The following is a 21,964-nucleotide window of genomic DNA, read 5'->3' on the forward strand; positions in this document are numbered from 1 at the left end:
TTACCACCGCCGTCCCTTATGAATAAATGAGTTGAGCCTCGAGATCAAGGCTAATTTTTGAGCATGGTCTACGGCGACCGTGTTAACGACTGATTTCTATGACATTTTAGTGAAGATAAAAATATCAAAATGTGAGCAATCTCACTCCGATCATGGCAGGCCGTATCGCATCAATGACCGTGTAAAATGCCATTGATGGTGATTGATAGTAATTGATGAATGATGAACAGCCAGATAACAACATGCCCGCGAATAGCGGGCATGTCCGGATTAAAAAGCGAGGATCGGTGACTTAGCCGGCAGCCATGGCTTCCAGCTCTTCCCAGCGGGCAAAGGCCACTTCCAGCTCGGCTTCCGCTTCGGCCAGTTGCTGCAGGGTCGACTGCGTTTGCTCCTCGGACTGGGTGAAGAAGTCCGGGGCATTCACCGCTTGCTGCAATGACGCTATCTGTTGCTCCAGCTGTTCCAGTTTCAACGGCAGGCCGCTCAGCTCCTGCTGCAGCTTGTACGACAGTTTCTTGCCAGGCTTGGGCTTGTTGTCAGCCTTGGCCGCCGGCTTGTCGGTTTTTTCTTTCGCCGCCGCCACTTCGGTCTGGTAGGACAACTGATGCTGCATGTCCTGATAACCACCGACAAATTCGCTGACCTTGCCCTCGCCTTCGAACAGCCAGCAATGAGTCGCGGTGTTGTCGATGAAGTCCCGGTCGTGGCTCACCAGCAACAGGGTGCCTTTGTAGTCGGCGAGCAACTCTTCGAGCAGTTCCAGGGTTTCGACGTCCAGATCGTTGGTCGGTTCATCGAGCACCAGCAGGTTGCTGGGCTTGAGGAACAGCCGCGCCAGCAGCAGCCGGTTTTTCTCACCGCCCGACAGCGCCTTGACCGGGGTGCGGGCTCGCTTGGGCTCGAACAGGAAATCCTGCAGGTAACCCAGCACATGGCGGCTGCGGCCATTGACTTCTACTTCCTGCTTGCCTTCGGCCAGGTTATCCATCACGGTGCGCTCAGGATCGAGCTGTTCCCGGTACTGATCGAAATAGGCCACGTCCAGCTTGGTACCACACTTGAGGCTGCCATGCTGGGCTTCCAGCTTACCGAGCAGCAACTTGATCAGGGTACTCTTGCCACAACCGTTGGGACCCACCAGGGCAATCTTGTCGCCACGCTGCACCAGCGTCGAAAAGTTCTTGAGCAAGGGCTTGCCTTCGTAGGCGAAGTCCAGGTTCTCGGCCTCGAACACGATTTTGCCGGAACGGCGTACATCGTCCAGGGTCACGCTGACTTTACCCAGGCTTTCACGGCGCTGACTGCGCTCGTTGCGCAAGGCTTTGAGGGCTCTTACCCGGCCTTCGTTACGGGTGCGTCGTGCCTTGACGCCCTGACGGATCCAGGCTTCTTCCTGCGCCAGGCGCTTGTCAAACAGCGCATTCTGTTCCGCTTCCACCCGCAGCGCTTCCTCCTTGTTGACCAGATAATCGTCGTAGTTGCCGGGCCAGCTGGACAGCTTGCCCCGATCCAGATCCACGATACGGGTGGCCATCTTGCGAATAAAGGCACGGTCGTGGCTGACGAAGACGATGGCGCCTCTGAAATCCACCAGAAAGCTTTCGAGCCAGGCGATGGCGTCGATATCCAGGTGGTTGGTCGGCTCATCCAGCAGCAGAATGTCCGGATCGTTGGTCAGTGCGCGGGCCAGAGCCACCTTGCGCAACCAGCCGCCCGACAGGTCGTTCAGCCGGGTGTCCCCGTTCAGGCCGAGCAGGGTCAGGCTCTGGTTGATGCGGGTGTCGAACTGCCAGCCATTGGCGTGCTCAACCTGTTCTTGCAGTCGCATCAGCTCGTTCATGGCTTTTTCGGAGGTATCGTGACAGACCCGCTCGAGCTGATGATGATATTTGGCCAGCAGAGTCCCCATCTCGGCCAGACCACCGGCAACATAGTCGAACACGGTCTGATCGTCGGCGACCTTGGGGGGATCCTGCTCGAGTCGGGCGATATTGATGCCCTGTTGCAGCTGGCGACGACCGTCGTCCAGCTGCAGTTCGGCGGCAATCACTTTCATCAGTGTCGACTTGCCGGCGCCGTTACGACCCACGATACAGACCCGTTCTCCGGCCTGAATATTGAATTCCACCCCATCCAGTAACGGGGCATCACCAAACGCCAGCTGGGCGTTTTGCAGGGTTAACAAACTCATGACGTTACTCGGTTAAAGGCAATAATATCGGCGGCACTAAAGGGCCAGTCCAGTTCGGCACCGTCTTGGCGGCGCAACACCGGGATCCGTACCGCATAAGCGGCCAGCCATTGCTCGTTGTTGATAATATCTTGTTGCTCGGTGTCACCGCTCAGGCCGCACTGCTCCAGCAGCGCCCAGGCCTGTTCGCACAGGTGGCAACCATCGGTAGAAAACAGCGTCAGGCTCATCATTGACTCCGGCGAATTTCCCAGCAGTTATGGATCTGCGGGTTACGGGCAAAGTCTTTCGGCAGGCTGGACTTGGTAATGTCTTTCGCCACCAGGCCCAATTCTTCCAGCCCGGCCATGTCCATCTTGAAATGACGCTTGTTGTTGGAAAAGATCAGCAGGCCGTCCGGACGCAGTCGTTTGCTCAGCAAGCCCAGCAGCTCGATATGATCGCGCTGCACATCGAAGGCATCTTCCATCCGCTTGGAGTTGGAGAAGGTCGGCGGATCGACGAAGATCAGGTCATAATCGTCGCCGGGTTTGCTCAGCCAGCTCAGGCAGTCGGCCTGCACAAACTGGTGGCGACGACCGGTCAGACCATTGAGTTGCATGTTGCGCTCGGCCCAGCCCAGATAGGTTCTGGACATGTCCACGGTGGTGGTCGATCTGGCGCCGCCCAGACCGGCATGCACGGTGGCGGTGCCCGTGTAGGCAAACAGGTTGAGAAAATCCTTGCCCCTGGCCAGCTCACCCAGCTGTTTGCGGATGGGCCTGTGATCCAGAAACAGGCCGGTGTCGAGGTAATCGTACAGGTTCACCAGCAACCGGGTGTTGTGCTCCTGGACTTCCATCCACTGATCGCGGCGGTCCAGTTTTTCGTACTGCTCCCTGCCCTGCTGGCGCGACCGGACTTTCAGTATCACCTTGCTGCCCTCTACCCCGGTGACCGCCATGGTCGCCTGTACCAGATCGTAGAAACGACCCCGGGCCTTGTATTCGGGAATGGTTTTGGGCGCGGCGTATTCCTGAATGACGATATAGTCCTGATAACGGTCGATGGCGGCATTGTATTCCGGCAAGTCCGCATCATAGAGCCGGTAGCAGTCAATCTGCTCGTTACGGGCCCACTTTTCCAGCGCCTTGATGTTCTTGGCCAGCCGGTTGGCAAAGTCTTCCGCCAGCGGCCGCGCCGCCTTGGCATCTTCGGCAATTTTATAATTACGCAATTCACAGGCCAGGGCGCCGTTGAACAGCTTATAGATTTTTTCGTGGCGCAGACGCAGGCAGCTGAGCAGTTCGGGAGAGCTGGAAATCAGACTGACGTGCCAGCCTTGAACTGATCGCGCAGGGTATCGCCCAATTGCTGATGCAGACCCAGCAGGGACGGAAACTCGCTCAGTCGCTCACCGTAAGGCGGATTGGAAATCAGCCAGCCGGGTGTGGCGGCCGGGTTGATCAGGCTGGTGACGCTGCCCGGTGCAAAGCGGATCAGCCCCGCTACCCCGGCTGACTCGGCGTTTTCCTGGGCGAACGCCAGTACCCGCTTGTCCTGATCGAAACCATATAGCTGGGTGCTGGCCTGTTTCAGGCCGCGGGTGGCGCGTACCGTCGCCTCGGCGCTGATCTCCTGCCACAGGGCGCGGTCGTGGCCGCTCCAGGCCATGAAGCCGAAACGCACCCGCAACAGACCCGGCGCCTGATCGGCCGCCATCAATGCCGCTTCTATTAATAAGGTACCGGAGCCGCACATGGGATCGACCAGCGGCGTATTCAGATCCCAGCCGCTACGCAACAGGATGGCGGCGGCCAGGTTTTCCTTCAGCGGTGCTTCACCGGCCTGCTGACGGTAACCCCGTTGGTGCAGGGCCGGGCCGGACAGGTCCAGGGTAATGCTGAGCTGGTTGCGCTTGAGGTGCGCCAGAATACGGATGTCCGGGGTGCGCTTGTCCACGTTCGGCCGTTCGCCCCGGCGTTTGGTCAGCCGGTCGACGATGGCATCCTTGATCTTGAGCGCACCATACTGGGTATTGGTGATGGCATCGTTACCACCGGAAAAATCCACGGCAAAGGTCTGCCCTGGTTGAATATGCTGCTCCCACTCGATGTTGGCCGCGCCCAGGTAAAGGTCCATATCATCGCGCATGGTAAAGTCGGCCAGTTGCAACATGATACGCGAGGCCAGCCGAGACCACATACAGGCACGGTAAGCGGTGGCCAGTTCACCCTTGAAGGCCACACCGGCCACGGTTTCCTGAAGCGAGGTGGCGCCCAGGTTTTTCAGTTCGTCGGTGAGTAAGGATTCCAGGCCCTTGGGGCAGGTAGCAAAAAACGGCAGCATAGTCAGGCTTTTCAGATAAAAGAGGGCGACATTATACCTTAAACCGCTGTCGGTCTGTAAAAATTGCCGCTTATTGCACGCAATATCGGCAGGTTGACGCATTATCCATCATACGAAACAAAGTTCTGCCATCGCCCTTGCATTCAGTGATACGGATCACTAGTATACGCAGCCTGAGGACGCGGGATGGAGCAGTCTGGTAGCTCGTCGGGCTCATAACCCGAAGGTCGTCGGTTCAAATCCGGCTCCCGCAACCAACTTGTTATGTACGCCTACCCTCCCCCTGAATTACCTCTTTTCTCATTCATTATCCAGCTATCAGCTATCAGCTATCAAATTAGTTTATCTGCCAGACGATAAAACCCCATCGTTGTTTTTCTTGCCGTTGATCTTTATTTTGTTTAACCCACTTTCCTGATTTCTTCTTCCCGATACGATCTCTCCAGGCTGATAATCCGATCGTTCATCACCTTGATGGCACCAAAGGTCGGTAATTGTTTGGTCTCCGCCAGTAGCTGGTTTGCCGATAATGACATGCAGGTCGTTGCCGACGGCGACGTGTCCACTACCATCATGGTCAGCAACTCGGTTTGTATATCGAGCGCAATCAGCTCGCCCAATTGTGGCTGATGATAATCGGCCTGAGGCTCGAAAAACCAGCTTTGTGGCATCAGCGGTTTATAAAAACGGGCCACGGCCACGCCGTTCAAGGCCGCTTGTACCCGTTGCGCCGGTGCACGGATAGAGGTCAGCTTATCGAGAAAACTGTAATACAGGCCGGTATCTTCCACCGAAAAACACTGCTCCATATCTTCCGGGCACACCAGCTGTTTTTCGGAATAAGGCGTGCTGAACAGCATTTCGGCACCCAAATCCAGCATCAGGTGTCGATTATCGCCCATAAACCAGCGCCAGCAATCGTTTGGTTGTAGTAACATCCCAGTCACACCTTTGATAGCGAAATAAAATTTGCTCCCCAATACCTTAATGTATATTGCATTTTGGAGTAGGGAGCAAATTATCATTGACAATAAATAATTAAAGATTTTTCGCCAGGTTATGAACCAGCGCCGGTCCCTGATAGATAAAGCCGGAATACACCTGTACCAGGCTGGCACCTGCAGCCATTTTTTCTCTGCCGGCCGTCAGAGAATCGATCCCCCCTACCCCGATGATCGGCAAACGGCCATTCAGCCGACGCGATAGTTCCTTTATCACCTGGGTGCTTTTGTTCTGTACCGGACGACCACTCAATCCTCCCATTTCATGGGCATGAGGCAGATCGAACACCAGCTCCCGATCCAGGGTGGTATTGGTGGCGATAACCCCATCGAGCTCGAAGCGTACCAGGCTGTCGGCGACCTGTTCGATTTCTTCTTCCGACAAGTCCGGTGCTATCTTGACCAACAGTGGTACCTGCTTGTGATGTTGCTCGGCCAGTTGGCGTTGTTTCTGTTTGAGCGATGACAGCAAATCGTCGAGCGCCTCGCCGTATTGCAGCGAGCGCAGACCCGGCGTATTGGGTGAAGAAATATTGACGGTAATATAACCGGCATGGGCATAGGCCTTTTCCATGCAGATCAAATAGTCGTCTTTGCCGTGTTCGATGGGGGTATCTTTGTTTTTTCCGATGTTGATTCCGAGCACACCTTTATAACGGGACTGTCGGACATTTTCGATTAAATAGTCGATGCCATTATTATTGAAGCCCATGCGGTTGATGATGGCATCAGCCTGTTTGATGCGAAACAGCCGGGGTTTTTCATTTCCGTCCTGAGGCCGAGGCGTGACGGTACCAATTTCAATAAAGCCGAATCCCATGGCGGCAAAGGCATCGATACAGTCCCCGTTTTTATCGAGTCCGGCGGCCAGTCCTACCGGATTATCGAACGTCAGCCCCATCAGCTGTACCGGGTTATGAATTTTCGGACGGCGATAAAGCGCCGCCAGCGGGCCGTGCTGAGTCTTGGCCAGCCCCTTGATGGTCAGTTCGTGGGCATGTTCGGGGTCACATTGAAAAAGCAGGGATTTAGCCAGTGAGTACACGTATTTTTCCTTATAAAAAAGCCCCGGTCATGGCCGGGGCTTTTGTGTTTTACACCGTTAGATCAGACGGCGTTCATACAATTGAGCTGGAGCAGGTTCAGCTCGCGCAAGGCGACCGAGAACTGGGCAAACTCGTGACTGCCGGACATTTTAAAGTCCGCCAGCAGATGGCGCCAGCGATTCAGTAGCTGCTCATGCTCGTTAAGCCACTGATCAAGCATATTAGCGCATTCATCCTTACCTTTACAGTGCTTCAGGACGACCGAGGTCAGGCTGCGCTGCTGATAATCCAGATCTTCGCGGAAGGCGGCCCGGGCCAGCGCCTGCCAGTGGTTGCCCACGGCTTGCTTGTTGATCTGCTCGAGGAACCAGTGCAGTTCCAGCTCGGCACCGAGGTGGAAATACAGCTCGGCGACGACCCGGATATCCCGATCCTGCTCGGCCGCTACCTGGGCCAGATCCAGGGCCGAGAACAGACTGCTCATCTGAGACACTCGCTCGGCGATGGAAGTCGGGACTCCCTGTTTCTCGAGCTTTTCTACCTCGTTCTTGTGCTCTTTGACTTCGGACTCCACCATCACCTGATACAGATGTTCCGCCAGCGTGGTATAGACCGGCTTGAACTGGGCAATGGTTTCTTCGATGCTCAGATTGCGGTTGCGAGCGCGCAGGAACCAGCGGGTCGCCCGACGAACCATGCGCCGCGCCTGATGGAACATGTCCAGCTGGGTATCGGCGGATACCTTGTTGTCCAGCGCTTCGATATCACGCAGCAACTCGTTCATGCCGAACACTTCGCGGGCAATCATGAAGCTGATGGCGATGTCGCACATGCTGGCGCCGGTTTCATCCTGCAGCCGGTTGGCGAAGTTGAAGCCCATGTCGTTGACCATGATGTTGGCCAGACGGGTGGCAATGATTTCACTGCGCAGCGGATGCTCCATCAGCGCCTCACCGAACCGCTCCACCAGCTGGGCCGGCATGCTCGACGGCAACAGCCGGGCGATGTAGTCGTTATCGGTCAGCTCGGATATGTTGAGCAGATCTTTCAGCACCATTTTGCCGTAGGCCACCAGGATGGCGAGCTCGGGCCGGGTCAGACCACGACCGGAGGCCATGCGCTCGGCCAGTTCTTCGTCGCTCGGCAGGTATTCCAGATTACGATCCAGTTTCCCTTCGCGCTCCAGCCAGTGCATGAAGTGCTGGTGCTCCTTGAGCGGACTGGCACCACGATGTTCGGTAATGGAGATGGTCTGGGACTGACGATAGGCGTTAGTCAGCACGATATCAGCCACGTCCTGGGTCATGTCATACAGCAGTTGATCACGGTGTTTCTTGGTCAATTCACCCTTGTCGACCAGGGAATTGAGCAGGATCTTGATGTTGACTTCGTTGTCCGAACAATCCACCCCACCGACGTTATCGGTAAAGTCGGTGTTGATGCGTCCGCCCTTGCTGGCATATTCAATTCGACCCAGTTGGGTACATCCCAGGTTACCACCCTCACCCACAATACGGGCGCGAAGGTCTTCACCGTTGATCCGTACCGCGTCGTTGGCGCGGTCGCCCACATCGGCATCGGTTTCCCGACGTGATTTGACGTAGGTGCCGATACCACCGTTCCACAGCAGATCGAATTCGGCCATCAGCAGGTGACGGATCACCTCGGTCGGCGTCAGACTGGCTTTCTGGGTGCCCAGCAGCTTCTTCATCTGCGGGCTCAGCTTGATGGACTTGGCCGAACGCAGGAAGATGCCGCCGCCTTCCGAGATCAGGCTGCGATCATAATCATCCCAGCTGGAACCGGGCTGGTTGAACAGCCGTACCCGCTCCTTGTAGGTGCTGGCAGCATCTGGCTCCGGATCGATGAAGATGTGCAGATGGTTGAAGGCGCCGATCAGGCGGGTATGTTCGGACAACAGCATGCCGTTGCCGAACACATCGCCGGCCATGTCACCGACACCCACGGCGGTAAAGTCGGTCTTCTGGCAGTCGATGCCGATTTCACGGAAGTGACGTTTGACCGACTCCCAGGCACCACGGGCAGTAATGCCCATTTTCTTGTGATCGTAACCGACAGAGCCGCCGGAGGCGAAGGCATCGCCCAGCCAGTGACCGTATTCGGCGCTGATTTCGTTGGCAATATCGGAGAAGGTCGCGGTGCCCTTGTCAGCCGCCACCACCAGGTAGTAGTCGTCTTCGTCGTGACGTACCACATTCTTGGGCGGAATCACCTCACCCTGAATGATGTTGTCGGTTACGTCCAGCAGGGCACGAATAAAGATGCGGTAACAATTCTGGCCTTCTGTCAGGAAAGCGGCACGGTCACCGACCGGCAGTTGTTTGCAGACGAAACCGCCCTTGGCGCCGACCGGCACGATAACGGTGTTCTTCACCTGCTGCGCCTTGACCAGGCCGAGCACTTCGGTACGGAAGTCTTCCCGGCGATCGGACCAGCGCAGGCCGCCCCGGGCGACCTTGCCCCAGCGCAGGTGCACCCCTTCCACCCGCGGTGAATAGACGAAAATTTCAAATTTCGGCAACGGCAACGGCATGTCGCTGATGGTTTCCGGCGCCATCTTGAGCGAGATGTAGGCCTTGTCACTACCGTCTTTGGCGGGCTGGTAGAAGTTGGTTCTCAGGGTCGCTTCTATCATCTCCATGTAACGGCGAATGATACGGTCGTCGTCCAGGTTGGCAACCTTGTCCAGCTCGTCGATCAGCTGCTGATGCAGTTTTTGCTGCAGCTTGGGATCCTGCTTGAGTTTGGGTGAGAACCGACGCTGGAACAGGCTGAACAACAGACTGGCCAGTTCCGGATAACGGGACAGAGTTTCTTCGATATAACTCTGGCTGAACGTCACACCGGTCTGGCGCATGTACTTGGCATAGGCACGCAGTATGGTCACTTCACGACCGGTCAGTCCCGCAGCCAGTACCAGGCGGTTGAAGCCATCGCTTTCCAGCTCGTTGTTCCATACCTGGGCAAAGGCTTTCTGGAAACGCTCCTGACTGTTGTCCAGATCGAGGGGGGCGCCGGTGTAATACATGGAGAAGTCGAGGATCCAGAAGGTTTCATCGGTACACTCGATTTCATGTGGCGTTTCACCGATCACCCGCAGACCCATGTTTTCCAGCATCGGCAAGACGTCGGACAGGTGAATCGGCTCGGCACGGTGATACAACTTGAGACGCACCCGGTTGGAATCACGCTCTTCTTCCTGAGCTCGATAGAACAGCATGCCCAGCGGGTTGTTGTCGCTCAGCGCTTCCAGTTTCTCGATATCGGCCACCGCGGAGCCGGGCATCACCTCTTCGGTGTAGGCCCGGGGGAAGGCATTGTGGTATTTATTCTTGAGACGATTGCCCTCGGCCTCGCCGAAACTGGCGGACAACGACTGTTCCAGCTTGTCGTCCCAGCTGCGGGCCGCTTCAATCAGGTTTGCCTGGATTTCGTTCACATCAATGTCCATAGAGTTATTCTGCACCCGGATCAGGTAATGGGTGCGGGCCAGTACGCCTTCCGAGAAATAGGTGGTGAACTCCACCTCTTCCTCGGAGCCGAAGTAACGTTGAAGAATACGCTGGGTTTTTTCCCGCAGGGCGGTGTTGTAACGCTCTTTGGTGACATACACCATGCAGGAGAAATAACGGCCGAACAGATCCCGGCGCACAAACAGCCGGGTCATGTCCCGTTCCTGCATGCCCAGTACGCCCAGGCCGATCTCGAGCAGCTCTTTTTCAGTGGCCTGGATCAGTTCATCCCGCGGGTAGGTTTCCAGAATATTGAGCAGCGCCTTGTAGGCATGAGAACCGCGGTCCAGACCGGAGGCATCGATGATGCGCTTGAGCTTGGCACCGATCAACGGTATCTGCATGGCACTGGTGTTGTAGATGCTGGAAGCGTACAGACCGATAAAACGATCTTCACCGACTACATTGCCTTTTTCATCGAAACGCTTGACGCCGATATAATCGATGTAGGCCGGTCTGTGTACCCGGGACTTGTGATTGCTCTTGGTCAGTACCAGCATGTCTTTGCTCAGCGCCGCTTCGCGCGCCGTGGTCGTCAGACTGCTGAGTTTGAGGCCATCGCCCTGCTGTATACGACGCAGCAAACCCAGGCTGGAGTCCAGATCGGGCACCAGCTCATAGTCACCTTCGATGGCGGAAATATGGTAGCGACGGTAGCCTATCAGAGTGAAGTTGTGGTCGGCCACCCAGCTCAGAAAGGCCAGGGTTTCTTTCAGGGAGTCCGGGTTCAACGCCTTGGCCTGCTTGGGCAGTTCCTTGATGATGTCGGCCAGCCGGGTCACCATCGGCTGCCAGTCACCCACCGCCAGCGCCACTTCTTCAACCACCGACAACAGCTCGTCACGCAGCCGCTCACGGGCATCGGGATCAGACTGCCTGTCGATCTCGATCAGGAAGGCCGTTTCTACCCGGTTTTGCTTTTTCTGTTCATCGCCGGTCAGGATCTGCTGCAGTTTACCCTGCTCGTCACGTACCAGATGCATCGGCTGGTGCAGCATCAGGTGTGACGTAATGCCCAGGCGGGTCAGCGCCATCCGGATGGAGTCCACCAGAAACGGCACATCCTTGATGATCAGCTCGACAATGGTGTGAGGTGACTGCCAACCGTGGCGAGACAGCTCGGGGTTGTAGACCCGGACATAAGAAGCCTGATCGGGGCGGGCCTCAAAAGAACCCCATAGGCTGACCGCAGCACCGTACAGATCGCTATCGTTACGATGATTCAGATCATCATGGGTCATACCGCTATAGAGCTTGCTGACGAAAGTTTTCACCAGGGGGGCGGTATGCTCAGGAAATTTGTTTTCTACCAGTTGATTGACGTTTTCAAGCAAAACAGACGTTGCTGCGTCTTTAAATATCATGGCGTCGTGTTCCTCGGATACAGGCAATGACCATGGGGGAAGTGGAGCCCCAACGGGACCGAGACAGTGTAAGCCTGGTATATTTCGAATGCGAGCAAAGCAGCGTAAAAAGGTCTCAAAATATCGACCCGATCACTAGTGTGCAGAATATATACAAAGTATAAAAAAACATTCACGAGATAATCATCTAAACGTAAATGAATTGTTTCAAAGTTATTTTGAATAATTAGGCGAGTTATTTATTGAGTATGAGTGATTAACGAATAACGCAGCAAAGACGCATATCGGAGGGTTGCATAACTATCGCCGGCTTGATTTACGGCACCGTCACTGAAGGGGTGAAAAGCGCAGATCCTGTCCAGGCGTCACCCTCGCCGTCACCCGCGTGACAACAGGGATAACAAGCTGTTTAGTACCCTGCCGTCAGGATAACCGGCTCAGTCGATGCAGCCGGTGCTGCTCGGTCAGCTCGATTTCAAAGCGTCCGTTCAGACCATCGTGGCCGACAAAAGCGCGAAAATGATGCAGGGCCACCTGCAGGCGCAGTCCCTGTTCGGTGGTGACCGACAGGGCCGCAGTGCGGCCCTGATAGTACTGCAGCAGCTGCGTTCTGGTGATGGCAAGACGAAAACGCAGCCGCTGCATCAGGCCAGGGCCTTGCTGATTTTCTCGAACAGATCCCGCGACAGTGCCGGCAATGCCATCAGCTGCTGCAGCCGTGCCTTGATCATGGCCTGACGAGCATCGTCCAGCCGGGAAAACTGGATCAAGGGCGTGATCAACCGGGAGGCCACCTGAGGATTACTCTTGTTCAACTGTTCAAGCACCGAGACCAGCAGGTCATAGCCGGCACCATCCAGACGATGAAACTGTACCGGATTCGCCCCGGCGAATGCCCCAATCAGTGCTCGTACCCGATTAGGGTTATTGAGGCTGAAGGTAGGGTGACCCATCAGCTGCTGTACCTGCGCCAGCGTCCCCTCGCCCGGCGCCGTTGCCTGCAGACGGAACCAGTTATCAAGCACCAGACCATCATGCCGCCATTTGGCTTCGAAGTCGGCCAGCATGGTCTCGGCCCCTTGCAGGCCCGCCCGCACCGCAGCCTTCATCGCCGCCAGGGTGTCGGTCATGTTGTCGGCCTGTTGATATTGCCGTTGTACCCGCTCGGCATCGCCGGCCTGCGCCAGATATCCCAGGGCGACATTTTTCATCGCCCGCCGCGCGATATCCTGATGATCTATACGGTATTCGGGGGTCAGGTTCTGCTCATAGGCCTGCTGCCACAGCGGTTGCAGCGCTTCGGACAGGCCGGCGTGCAACTGCTCGTGCACCTGGCCCAGCAAGCCGATATCCACCTGTTCGAACAGCTCGAGCAGGCTGCCCAGATCCGGCAAACTCAGCATTTGCGCCTGCAGGGCCCGATCCAGGGCGGCATCTTCCAGGGTAGTGCGAAACACATCTATCAGCGTACGCGGCACCACCACGGCGTCACCACGCTGCAGCCGAGACAGGTTGTCCACCACCGCCTTGTTGATCAGCATCTGCACCGCGTCCCAGCGCACAAACTCGTCGATGCTGCTCTTGGCCAGCAATGTCAGCTGGTCATCACTGTAGGGGTAGTTCAGTTTGACCGGTGCAGAGAACCCTTGCAGCAGTGCCGGCGTGGGCCGGGAAGGGATTTGCTCGAACACAAACCGTTGCTCGCTTTCGAGCACATCCAGTACCGGGCCAATCGCCTCGCCCTCTGCCAGCAATGACAGCGGCTCCCCCTGGTCGCTGTAGAGTGCCAGGCTGAGCGGAATATGCAGCGGCAGTTTTTGCGGCTGATCTCCGGTGGCCGGTGTGTGCTGATGCACGGTCAGGGTATAGGTGTGCTGCTCGGCATCATAGTCATCGGTGACGGTCAGCACCGGAGTCCCGGACTGGCTGTACCAACGCTTGAAGCGGCTCAGATCCCGATCGCTGGCCTCGCTCATCGCCGCCACAAAATCGTCACAGGTGGCCGCCTGGCCATCGTGGCGTTGCAGGTACAGCGCCAGCCCACGCTGAAACGCCTGCTCGCCGAGCAGGGTATGCAGCATGCGGATCACTTCCGAGCCCTTCTCGTACACGGTCAGGGTGTAGAAATTGTTCATCTCGATCACCGCATCCGGACGAATAGGGTGCGCCATGGGACCGGCGTCTTCCGCAAATTGGGGGCCGCGGATAAGACGTACATTCTGAATTCGGTTAACGGTTCGCGAACCCAAATCGGAAGAAAACTCCTGATCTCGGAATACGGTCAGCCCCTCTTTCAGCGACAGCTGAAACCAGTCGCGACAGGTGACCCGGTTACCGGTCCAGTTATGGAAATATTCGTGACCGATCACCCGCTCCACATCCAGATAATCGCTGTCGGTGGCGGTGTTGGCATCGGCCAGCACAAACTTGGCATTGAAGACGTTGAGGCCCTTGTTTTCCATGGCGCCCATGTTGAAAAAATCCACCGCCACTATCATGTAGACGTCGAGATCATATTCCAGATGACAGCGCTGCTCGTCCCAGGCCATGGAGGCCTTGAGGCTGTCCATCGCGTGTCCGGCCCGATGCAGGTTGCCCTTGTCCACATAGATTTCCAGTGCCACCTCGCGTCCGCTCTGGGTCGTGTAGCTGTCGCGCAGCACATCGAAATCGCCTGCCACCAGGGCGAACAGATAGGCCGGCTTGGGAAAGGGATCCTGCCATTGCACCCAATGTCGGCCGTCATCGAGCACGCCCTGATCAATACGATTACCGTTGGACAGCAAATAGGGATAACTCGCCGCCTCGGCGGTGACCCGAGTGGTGAATCGCGCCAGCACATCGGGCCGGTCCAGATAATAGGTAATACGGCGAAACCCTTGTGCTTCGCACTGGGTGCAGAACGCGGAACCCGACTTGTACAAGCCCTCCAGCGCGGTGTTGGCGGCCGGGTCGAGTCGGGTTTTGATGGTCAGCACGAACTCTTCCGGCAACTGGGACAGGATAAGCGCCGTATCGGTCTGCTGGTACTGCGTGGTGTCCACTCCATTGATGGCAACTTGCAGCAGTTCAAGTTGTTCGCCATCCAGCACCAGCGGCTCGCCGTGTTCGCCATTACGGCGCACCCGGCTGATGGCCACCACCTCGGTGGCATGCTCATCCAGCTGAATGTCCAGATCCAGGGTATCAATCCAGTAATGGGGCGGCTGATAATCTTCGCGATATTGCACTTGGGGTTTTATTTGGGTCATAGCGGAGATCTCGTTAACATCATCGGAGGGGACTTTAATGAAAAAGCCCGGAACCGGTCAAACCGGGCCCGGGCGGGGGATCAGCCGAGTAATCTGGCCAGGTCGGCGGTAATACGCGCCGCTTCTTTAAGATAGCCGTCATCCGGCTCAAAATCGCTGGGGGCTTCGTCGAGCGAAGCAACCGGCTCTCTGTCGGCACGACGCAGACGGTCGTTCAGGCGAGCTAGGGATTTGGCGTCCTGCTCCTCCATCTCCGCTTTGCGCTCGGCGAGGTTAAGTGAGATCGCATCCTTGTTTTTCAGTTTCTTGTATTCTTTGATGTCTTCAAAGATATAAGTAAACTCCGGATCCTGCTCGATTCTGGCCTGATGGCGCTGACGAAGCTTGCCCAGCAGGGGTTTCAGATCCCCAAGCTGTTTGAAGTCGAGACTGGCAATCTGATCCCAGGGCAGCGCGTTTTTCTCCATGCTTTCACCGGTTTCATCTGGTTCAATCGGTGTCGGGAACGGAATGTCCGGCTGTACTCCCTTGTTCTGGGTACTGCCACCATTGATGCGGTAGAACTTGGCAATGGTGAACTGGACAAAGCCCATGGGGTTTTCATACAGATCGTAAATACGCGACAGGCTGCGATGCTGCTGCACCGTGCCTTTGCCAAAGGTGTTTTCACCCAGGATCACCGCTCGGCCGTAGTCTTTCATGGCGGCGGCAAAAATTTCCGACGCCGAGGCCGAATAACGGTCGACCAGCACCGCCATGGGACCATCGAAAGCCAGCTGGTCGTCCTCATCGCCATTCACCGAAATACGACCCAGGCCATCACGGATCTGCACCACGGGACCGCTGTCGATGAAGAGCCCGGTCAAGGCTGACGCCTCGGTCAGGGCCCCCCCACCATTGGCTCTAAGGTCGATGACCAGTCCCTTAATGCCCCGCTCTTTCAGCTTGCTGATTTCCTCGGCCACGTCCACGCTGAGATTGACATAGAAGCTCGGAATCTCGATCACGCCGATGTTGTCGCCGTCCACCTTCAACACCTTGCCGCTCGCCGCCCTGTCTTCGAGCCGCACCGTATCACGGGTCAGTTCGATGATCTTGGGGGTAACCGTCACCGCCTTGCCACGCTGAATCTGCAACCAGACCCGAGTGCCTTTGGGGCCCTTGATCAGGTCCACCACCTCGTCCAGCCGCCAGCCGATCACGTCGGTGACTTTGTCCGCGCTCTGTCCCACCCCGATAATACGATCCTCGGGCTGCAACTCGCCGGACTTGGCAGCGGGGCCACCCGGCACCAGAGAGCGAATCACCGTATAGTCGTCTTCGGCCTGCAGCACGGCACCGATACCTTCGAGAGACAGATTCATCTCGGTCTCGAACCGTTCGGCATTGCGGGGGCTCAGATAACTGGTGTGCGGCTCTATGGCCCGGGCAAAGGCATTGGCAAAACTCTGGAAGGCATCTTCACTTTCGCTCTGGGCCAGACGCTTGATGGCGTTATTGTAGCGCTTGCCCAGGGTATCGCGGATTTCATTCCAGTCTTTATCGGCCAGCGCCAGACTCAGGGCGTCATACTTGACGCGCCGATACCAGAGCTCGTCAAGCTCACGCTGATCCTTGGCCCAGTCGGCCTTGCTACGGTCGAACTGATACTGTTCCTGACCATCAAAGGTCATCGGTGTATCAAGCAACGTCAGTGCATAGCTAAGGCGCTGGTAGCGCCGTTGCAGGCTGTCGTTATACATCTCGAACGCCGTATCGAGCCGGCCCACTCTCAACAGATCGTCAAAGCTGTGGCGATGACGTTCGAAGCGGGCGATATCGGCCTGAGTGAAGATGTTTTTTCCGTAATCCAGACTTTCAATAAAGCGATCGAAGATGGCCTCCGAAAAGGCATCGTCGAGCTGAAATTGCTGGTAATGAGAACGGGTGAACAGCGCGGTAACCCGCTTGCTGGCAGCCGCATGCTGACTTTCCGGTGCCAGGACAGGAATGGCGGAAGCATCGATGGCCGGGGGCACAGCCCAGGCCATCCCTGCAGCCATGATGCCGGCGGCTACCAGAGACAAACGAGTTACGTGACTGGTCAAACCCTACTCCTTAAAGAATAAGATGCTCAAACTTGACGCGCATCGACATCCCGGTTCTCAGTTCCACCTGAACATCATCGCGGGTCACTTCTTTAATGGTAGCGGGAACCGGTGACTTGCCCAGCAATACTTTCACATTCTGCTCTACGGTCAGGCTGGCCGGATCCACCTTGCGCGGCTTGGGACGGGGCTTCTTGGCGGCGGGCTTTTCCTTGCGCGGGCCAAACACCTTCTCTTTGCTTTCCTTGAGTGCACCCTTGGCATGGTCGACATGCTCCTGGGTCAGTTCGCCACAGGCTCGCCATCCAGATCCACCCGGCTCATGCCGGCCTTGAGGCCATGCAGATAACGCCAGCTGGAGGTGTACTGGCGCAACGCCGTGCGCAACAAGGTCTTGGATACCTTGGGGTCTTCCGCCAGACGCTCGGCCAGATCCTTGAAGATGCCAATTTTCAGCGGCTTGGCTTCACCGGTCGCGACAAAGCACTGAGGGAAGCATTCGGCCAGATAGGCGATGACTTCTTTACTGTTTTTCAATTTTTCCGAGTTTTCCATGAAATACCTTGGTGTAAGACCTGAGGGCGCACCGCCCATTGAAACATGCATATTATAAAGCGCACACAGACAAAAGCGACCCCGGCGTTACAGCAGTGGCAACACCGCGGCGACCCACTGCCGCAAACCGGCTTCATCTTCCTCATCAAAACGTCCGTACAGCGGGCTGTCGATATCCAGCACGCCCCAGACATCATCGCCCTGACCCAGCGGCAACACAATCTCAGAATTGCTGGCACTGTCACAGGCGATATGGCCGGAAAATTCATGTACATTGGCAACGCGTTGCACGCTGGCGGTGGAAACGGCGGTACCGCAGACCCCCTTGCCTACCGGGATCCGTACACAGGCCGGCTTGCCCTGGAAGGGGCCCAGTACCAGACTGTCCTGCTCACGCAGGTAAAAACCGACCCAGTTGATCTCTTCCAGCGCCAGATTGAGCAAGGCAGAAAGGTTGGAAAGCTTGGCAATACGATTGGGTTCCCCTTCGCAGAGGGCCAGTGCCTGGGCGGTGAGGCTTTGGTAAAATGCAGATTTTTCAGACATAAAAAGAGAGTACCGTTAATTTTTGCTTAACTTACCTGCCCTTTCTCCAAATGAAAACCCGATGATGGTGATTGATGGATAAAAAAACGCTGAATGCCCCGCTTTTGCAGTGGCCGACCCTGATCCGGATGATGAAACGCCATCGAACCCTGCTGATCCATGCTCATCTGTTTGCCTTGTGCGGTACCCTGCTGGCCGTGCCGGTGCCCCTGCTGATGCCGCTGCTGGTCGACGAAGTACTGCTGGACAGCCCCGGTCGCCTGCTGAGCGGCCTGGACTGGCTGCTGCCGGAGCACTGGCAGAGCGGGGTCGGCTATATTCTGGCGGTACTGGTCATTACCCTGCTGCTGCGCTCATTGTCACTGGTGTTCAATATCATTCAAGGTCGGCAGTTTGCCAGGGTGGCCAAGCACCTGACCTTTCAGATCCGGCGACGTCTGGCTCGCCAGCTGACCAGCACTCCTCTGCGCACTTTCGAGAGCATCGGCGCCGGCAGCGTCAGCTCGCATTTTGTCACCGACGTGGAAACCCTGGATAAATTTCTGGGTGAAACCCTCAGCCGACTGCTGATCAGCATACTGAGTGTGGTAGGCACGGCAGTGGTGTTGCTGCTGCTCAACTGGCAGCTGGGGCTCTTTATTCTGCTGCTGAATCCGGTGGTGGTGTATTTCTCCAGTCGTCTGGGAGCCAGGGTCAAGCACCTGAAGCGCAACGAGAACAGTGCCTTCGAGGTATTCCAGCAGGCGCTGGTGGAAACGCTGGACGGCATCCACGAAATTCGGGCCGCCAACCGGGAACGACATTATATGTTGCGGGTCATCGACAGGGCCCGCGGCGTGCGCGATACCGCCATCGACTACGCCTGGAAGAGCGAGGCGGCCGGCCGCGCCAGTTTTCTGCTGTTTCTGTCCGGAGTCGAGCTGTTCAGGGCTACCGGCATGATCATGGTGCTTTATACCGATCTGACCGTAGGCCAGATCTTCGCGGTGTTCAGTTACCTGTGGTTCATGATGGGACCGGTGCAGGATCTGCTCAACATGCAGTATTCCTACTATGCCGCTACCGCCGCGCTCAAGCGCATCAACCGGATGTTATCGCTCGGGGGCAAGCCCGAGCCACAGGGCAGCATCAACCCGTTCAACGGCGTCACTACCCTGCCGATAACGGTGCATGACCTCAGTTTTTCCTATAACGGCGAGCGCAAGGTACTGGATGATGTCAGTCTGCAGATCCGGGCCGGTGAAAAGGTAGCGCTGGTCGGCGCCAGTGGCGGCGGCAAGTCTACCTTCATTCAGCTGCTGCTGGGCCTGTATCCGGCCGATGCCGGTGATATCTGCTTCGGCGGCGTCAGTAGCGAAAAAATCGGCTTTCCGACCATCCGCGAACATGTGGCCACAGTCTTGCAACAGCCCATTCTGTTCAACGACACGGTACGCTCCAACCTGAGCCTGGGTGACATGCACGATGATGAGGCGCTATGGCAGGCGCTGCGGGTAGCGCAGCTGGACGAGGTGATCGCAACCATGGAGCAGGGGCTGGATACTCAGGTGGGAAGGCGAGGCGTCAAACTCTCTGGCGGCCAGCAACAACGCCTGGCCATCGCCCGCATGGTACTCAAGAACCCGGCCATCGTGATCCTGGATGAAGCGACTTCGGCGCTGGATACCGAAACCGAGCAGAAGCTGCATCAGGCACTGGCCGGCTTCTTGCGGGGCAGAACCACCCTGATTGTGGCGCACCGCTTAAGCTCGGTGCGCCAGGCGGATCGGGTACTGGTATTCGAAGACGGCAAGATCACCCAGTCAGGCACCCATCACGAGCTGTTGGAACAACCCGGTTTATACCGCACCCTCTATTACTGAGGCCGCATGACGGGTGCCATGGCGAAATTCAGGCCACCGCCTGAATTTTGTCGTCATCCTCGGTGGATGCCGGAGCAGATGGGGTGGCCCCGGTCTTGTCCGCCGCCTTGCCGGCTTTTTTGGCCGGCTTCTTTTTGGGACCGCTCAACTGGTCCTGATGTTGAGCCAGGTACAGGGCCAGTGCCTCCCGGTCCGCTTCATTCAGGCTGACCGGGCCATCGGCCAGCAAATCATCGAGATGCTCGGCCAGGTCGAGCAGACGGTCGTAGGCGTCTGCGTCTTTTTTATTGGTAAACGTCATTTTATCGATTCCGTTTCTTACCACCAGGTACTGTATTGTGACTGCCATATCTGACTCCTATTCTGTATATATATACAGTAATATTATGTCACCCTGGTTGCAAGAGGCATCTGGTCTGAAAACGGCTGCTTGCCATGGCACCGGAATGAGAAACCTGAATGAATCCAGTCATGCAGCCAACGCCGCCGATTTAGTGTAAAGTCTCCAGCCGAAACCGGGGGAGTGCCCTGCCGACCTCTGGCCATCGACCACGACTCTGCCGATGGGAACAGGAACTTTTTTGGCCTCTTGCTGGCGAGCCGACGCATTCTGGCCGATAGTTTAATCGAAGTGTGCCTTTTGGTGCCTTCACACTAGCGCACGGCTCAGCATATGAGCCATTCCCCTAGGCCAGGTACAAGGATTTCGTACCTGGCTTTTTTTGTTGGTTACTTTTGGTAACTTTCTTTTGCAACAACAGGAGGCTCGGAGCCACGTTGTTACCTCGGAGGAACCTGCTGCGTTATGCCATCCAGTGCCACCCTACCGCTGATTATTCTGCTGGGCGCCGTTTCTGCTCTCACCCCACTTGCCATCGATATGTACCTCCCGGCCATGCCGGCCATCGCCGAGGCTCTGAACAGTAATTCCCATCGGGTACAGGCCACCCTCGCGGCCTACACCGGCGGCTTTGCCCTCGGCCAGCTGTTGTTCGGCCCGCTGTCTGACGCCCGCGGACGGCGCCCGGTCCTGCTCGGCGGCATGCTGGTCTTTGCCCTGGCAGCCCTGCTCTGCGCCCTGGCTTCCAGCGTCGAGAGCCTGACCTGGCTGCGCGCAGCCCAGGGCTTTGCAGGCGCCGCCTCGGCGGTAGTGGTACAGGCGCTGGTGCGGGATCTGTTCGATCGGGAAGACTTCGCCCGCACCATGGCCTATATCACCCTGGTGATGACACTGGCTCCCTTGATCGCCCCCATGCTCGGTGGCCATCTGGCCCACTGGTTTGGCTGGCGTTCCATTTTTTGGGTGCTGGCCGGCTTCACCGCCCTGGTGGCACTGATATGCAGCCTGCGACTGCCGGAAACCCTGCCCGCAGAACGCCGTCAGCCGCTGCATCTGATGTCTATCCTGCGCAGCTACCTGCGTCTGCTCTCCACTCCACAGGCCCTTGGCTTCATGCTCTGCGGTGCCTTTTCCTTTGCCGGCATGTTTGCCTTTCTCACCGGGGCTTCCTTTATCTATATCGAAATATACGGCGTCTCCCCCCAGCATACCGGCTACCTGTTCGGTCTCAACGTGCTGAGTCTGATGCTGTTTACCACCCTCAACGGCAAATGGGTTCGACGACTGGGGTCTAAAACCATGCTACGGCTGGCGCTTGGCCTGCAACTGCTGGCCGGACTGCTGATGCCCATCGGGCCCTTGCTGGGTTGGGGACTTTGGTCGGTGGTGGTACCCATCATGCTCTATGTGGGTCTGATTTCCACCATCGGCAGCAATACCATGGCCAGCCTGCTCAGCAGCCTGCCGAATCTGGCGGGTACCGCCTCGTCGCTGGCCGGTACCCTGCGCTTTGGTACCGCCGCCCTGATCGGGGCGCTGGTCGCGGCCCTGCCCGACAGCTCGCCGCTGTACATGCTGCTGACCATGAGCGGTTGTGCCCTGCTATCAATGCTGGCCTATCGTCTGCTGTGCGAGAGTGATTGATTACGCCACTGACATGATTATGTAAAATTGATGAAGTATCCGTTCAGCGTTTTTTGATCATCATGTGGGCCCTGAACCCATAGGCAACAGAGCTTGCCTCTTCTTGAGCTCCGAGTTACCCGCGAACGGTGCCAACAGGCGACACCGATGCATCAAGGAGGAGAAAGGGATCTGCTCCACCGACCGTCATATGACAGGGATGTCATATGCTGA

Annotated in this window: 12 protein-coding genes, 1 tRNA gene and 2 pseudogenes; 3 read left to right on the forward strand and 12 right to left on the reverse strand. The window is 56.9% G+C overall.

All coding sequences use genetic code 11. From position 1 onward, the window contains the following. Positions 1-292 precede the first annotated feature (292 nt). From uup to rlmKL, 3 genes and pseudogenes are all read right to left on the reverse strand, one after another. Positions 293-2,194 carry an ATP-binding cassette ATPase Uup gene (gene uup / locus BFR47_RS16665; protein WP_071474111.1) on the reverse strand — a complete coding sequence of 634 codons (1,902 nt, stop codon included), beginning with the start codon at positions 2,192-2,194 and terminating at the stop codon, positions 293-295. Further along, positions 2,191-2,424 (reverse strand): glutaredoxin family protein, encoded by a 234-nt coding sequence (locus BFR47_RS16670; protein ID WP_071474112.1) that lies wholly within the window; start codon positions 2,422-2,424, stop codon positions 2,191-2,193. The genes uup and BFR47_RS16670 overlap by 4 nt, the downstream gene beginning before the upstream one ends. After that, a pseudogene (gene rlmKL / locus BFR47_RS16675) lies at positions 2,424-4,522 on the reverse strand (bifunctional 23S rRNA (guanine(2069)-N(7))-methyltransferase RlmK/23S rRNA (guanine(2445)-N(2))-methyltransferase RlmL). The gene BFR47_RS16670 and the pseudogene rlmKL overlap by 1 nt, the downstream one beginning before the upstream one ends. Before the next feature lie 180 nt (positions 4,523-4,702). On the opposite strand from rlmKL, the gene BFR47_RS16680 reads away from it, so the two are divergent. Continuing rightward, positions 4,703-4,779: transfer RNA gene (locus BFR47_RS16680), tRNA-Met, on the forward strand. 144 nt (positions 4,780-4,923) lie between these two features. On the opposite strand, the gene BFR47_RS16685 is transcribed toward BFR47_RS16680, so the two are convergent. The 8 genes and pseudogenes from BFR47_RS16685 to BFR47_RS16720 all read right to left on the reverse strand — a co-directional run bounded on the left by BFR47_RS16685 (position 4,924) and on the right by BFR47_RS16720 (position 17,905). Then, a complete protein-coding gene (locus tag BFR47_RS16685) occupies positions 4,924-5,460 on the reverse strand; it encodes a cell division protein ZapC (RefSeq protein ID WP_071474113.1) in 537 nt (178 codons plus the stop codon). Between the two features lie 100 nt (positions 5,461-5,560). Further along, entirely contained in the window at positions 5,561-6,568 is a 1,008-nt protein-coding gene (gene pyrD, locus BFR47_RS16690) for a quinone-dependent dihydroorotate dehydrogenase (protein ID WP_071474114.1), read from the reverse strand. 62 nt (positions 6,569-6,630) lie between these two features. Continuing rightward, the gene (locus BFR47_RS16695) at positions 6,631-11,466 is read right to left on the reverse strand and encodes an NAD-glutamate dehydrogenase (RefSeq protein ID WP_071474115.1); all 4,836 of its coding nucleotides are present in this window, start codon (positions 11,464-11,466) and stop codon (positions 6,631-6,633) included. A 423-nt stretch (positions 11,467-11,889) separates the two neighbouring features. Beyond that, a complete protein-coding gene (locus BFR47_RS16700; protein ID WP_071474116.1) occupies positions 11,890-12,111 on the reverse strand; it encodes a DUF2835 family protein in 222 nt (73 codons plus the stop codon). Beyond that, entirely contained in the window at positions 12,111-14,717 is a 2,607-nt protein-coding gene (gene pepN, locus BFR47_RS16705) for an aminopeptidase N (protein WP_071474117.1), read from the reverse strand. The genes BFR47_RS16700 and pepN overlap by 1 nt, the downstream gene beginning before the upstream one ends. A gap of 80 nt (positions 14,718-14,797) precedes the next feature. Then, on the reverse strand, positions 14,798-16,804 hold the full coding sequence (prc, locus tag BFR47_RS16710) for a carboxy terminal-processing peptidase (protein ID WP_083399199.1): 2,007 nt from the start codon (positions 16,802-16,804) through the stop codon (positions 14,798-14,800). 10 nt (positions 16,805-16,814) lie between these two features. Further along, positions 16,815-17,359: pseudogene (gene proQ, locus BFR47_RS16715) on the reverse strand (RNA chaperone ProQ). Between the two features lie 87 nt (positions 17,360-17,446). Continuing rightward, positions 17,447-17,905: a GAF domain-containing protein gene (locus tag BFR47_RS16720; protein WP_071474118.1), complete on the reverse strand. Its 459-nt coding sequence runs from the start codon at positions 17,903-17,905 to the stop codon at positions 17,447-17,449. A 74-nt stretch (positions 17,906-17,979) separates the two neighbouring features. On the opposite strand from BFR47_RS16720, the gene BFR47_RS16725 reads away from it, so the two are divergent. Next, a complete protein-coding gene (locus tag BFR47_RS16725) occupies positions 17,980-19,767 on the forward strand; it encodes an ABC transporter ATP-binding protein (RefSeq protein ID WP_071474119.1) in 1,788 nt (595 codons plus the stop codon). A gap of 28 nt (positions 19,768-19,795) precedes the next feature. Here the strand turns inward: BFR47_RS16725 and BFR47_RS16730 are convergent, their stop codons facing one another. Then, the gene (locus tag BFR47_RS16730; protein WP_071474120.1) at positions 19,796-20,116 is read right to left on the reverse strand and encodes a YebG family protein; all 321 of its coding nucleotides are present in this window, start codon (positions 20,114-20,116) and stop codon (positions 19,796-19,798) included. A 456-nt stretch (positions 20,117-20,572) separates the two neighbouring features. Between BFR47_RS16730 and BFR47_RS16735 the strand changes: the two genes are divergently transcribed. After that, entirely contained in the window at positions 20,573-21,751 is a 1,179-nt protein-coding gene (locus BFR47_RS16735; RefSeq protein WP_071474121.1) for a Bcr/CflA family multidrug efflux MFS transporter, read from the forward strand. The last annotated feature ends 213 nt before the right edge of the window (positions 21,752-21,964 follow it).

This window comes from Oceanisphaera psychrotolerans (assembly GCF_001870485.1).
GTDB lineage: Bacteria > Pseudomonadota > Gammaproteobacteria > Enterobacterales > Aeromonadaceae > Oceanimonas > Oceanimonas psychrotolerans.

Bases quoted from the DNA above. Each gene is read 5' to 3' on its own strand.
- uup (WP_071474111.1), bottom strand. From the start codon at position 2,194: ATGAGTTTGTTAACCCTGCAAAACGCCCAGCTGGCGTTTGGTGATGCC.
- BFR47_RS16670 (WP_071474112.1), bottom strand. From the start codon at position 2,424: ATGAGCCTGACGCTGTTTTCTACCGATGGTTGCCACCTGTGCGAACAG.
- BFR47_RS16685 (WP_071474113.1), bottom strand. From the start codon at position 5,460: ATGTTACTACAACCAAACGATTGCTGGCGCTGGTTTATGGGCGATAAT.
- BFR47_RS16695 (WP_071474115.1), bottom strand. From the start codon at position 11,466: ATGATATTTAAAGACGCAGCAACGTCTGTTTTGCTTGAAAACGTCAAT.
- BFR47_RS16700 (WP_071474116.1), bottom strand. From the start codon at position 12,111: ATGCAGCGGCTGCGTTTTCGTCTTGCCATCACCAGAACGCAGCTGCTG.
- pepN (WP_071474117.1), bottom strand. From the start codon at position 14,717: ATGACCCAAATAAAACCCCAAGTGCAATATCGCGAAGATTATCAGCCG.
- BFR47_RS16720 (WP_071474118.1), bottom strand. From the start codon at position 17,905: ATGTCTGAAAAATCTGCATTTTACCAAAGCCTCACCGCCCAGGCACTG.
- BFR47_RS16725 (WP_071474119.1), top strand. From the start codon at position 17,980: ATGGATAAAAAAACGCTGAATGCCCCGCTTTTGCAGTGGCCGACCCTG.
- BFR47_RS16730 (WP_071474120.1), bottom strand. From the start codon at position 20,116: ATGGCAGTCACAATACAGTACCTGGTGGTAAGAAACGGAATCGATAAA.
- BFR47_RS16735 (WP_071474121.1), top strand. From the start codon at position 20,573: ATGCCATCCAGTGCCACCCTACCGCTGATTATTCTGCTGGGCGCCGTT.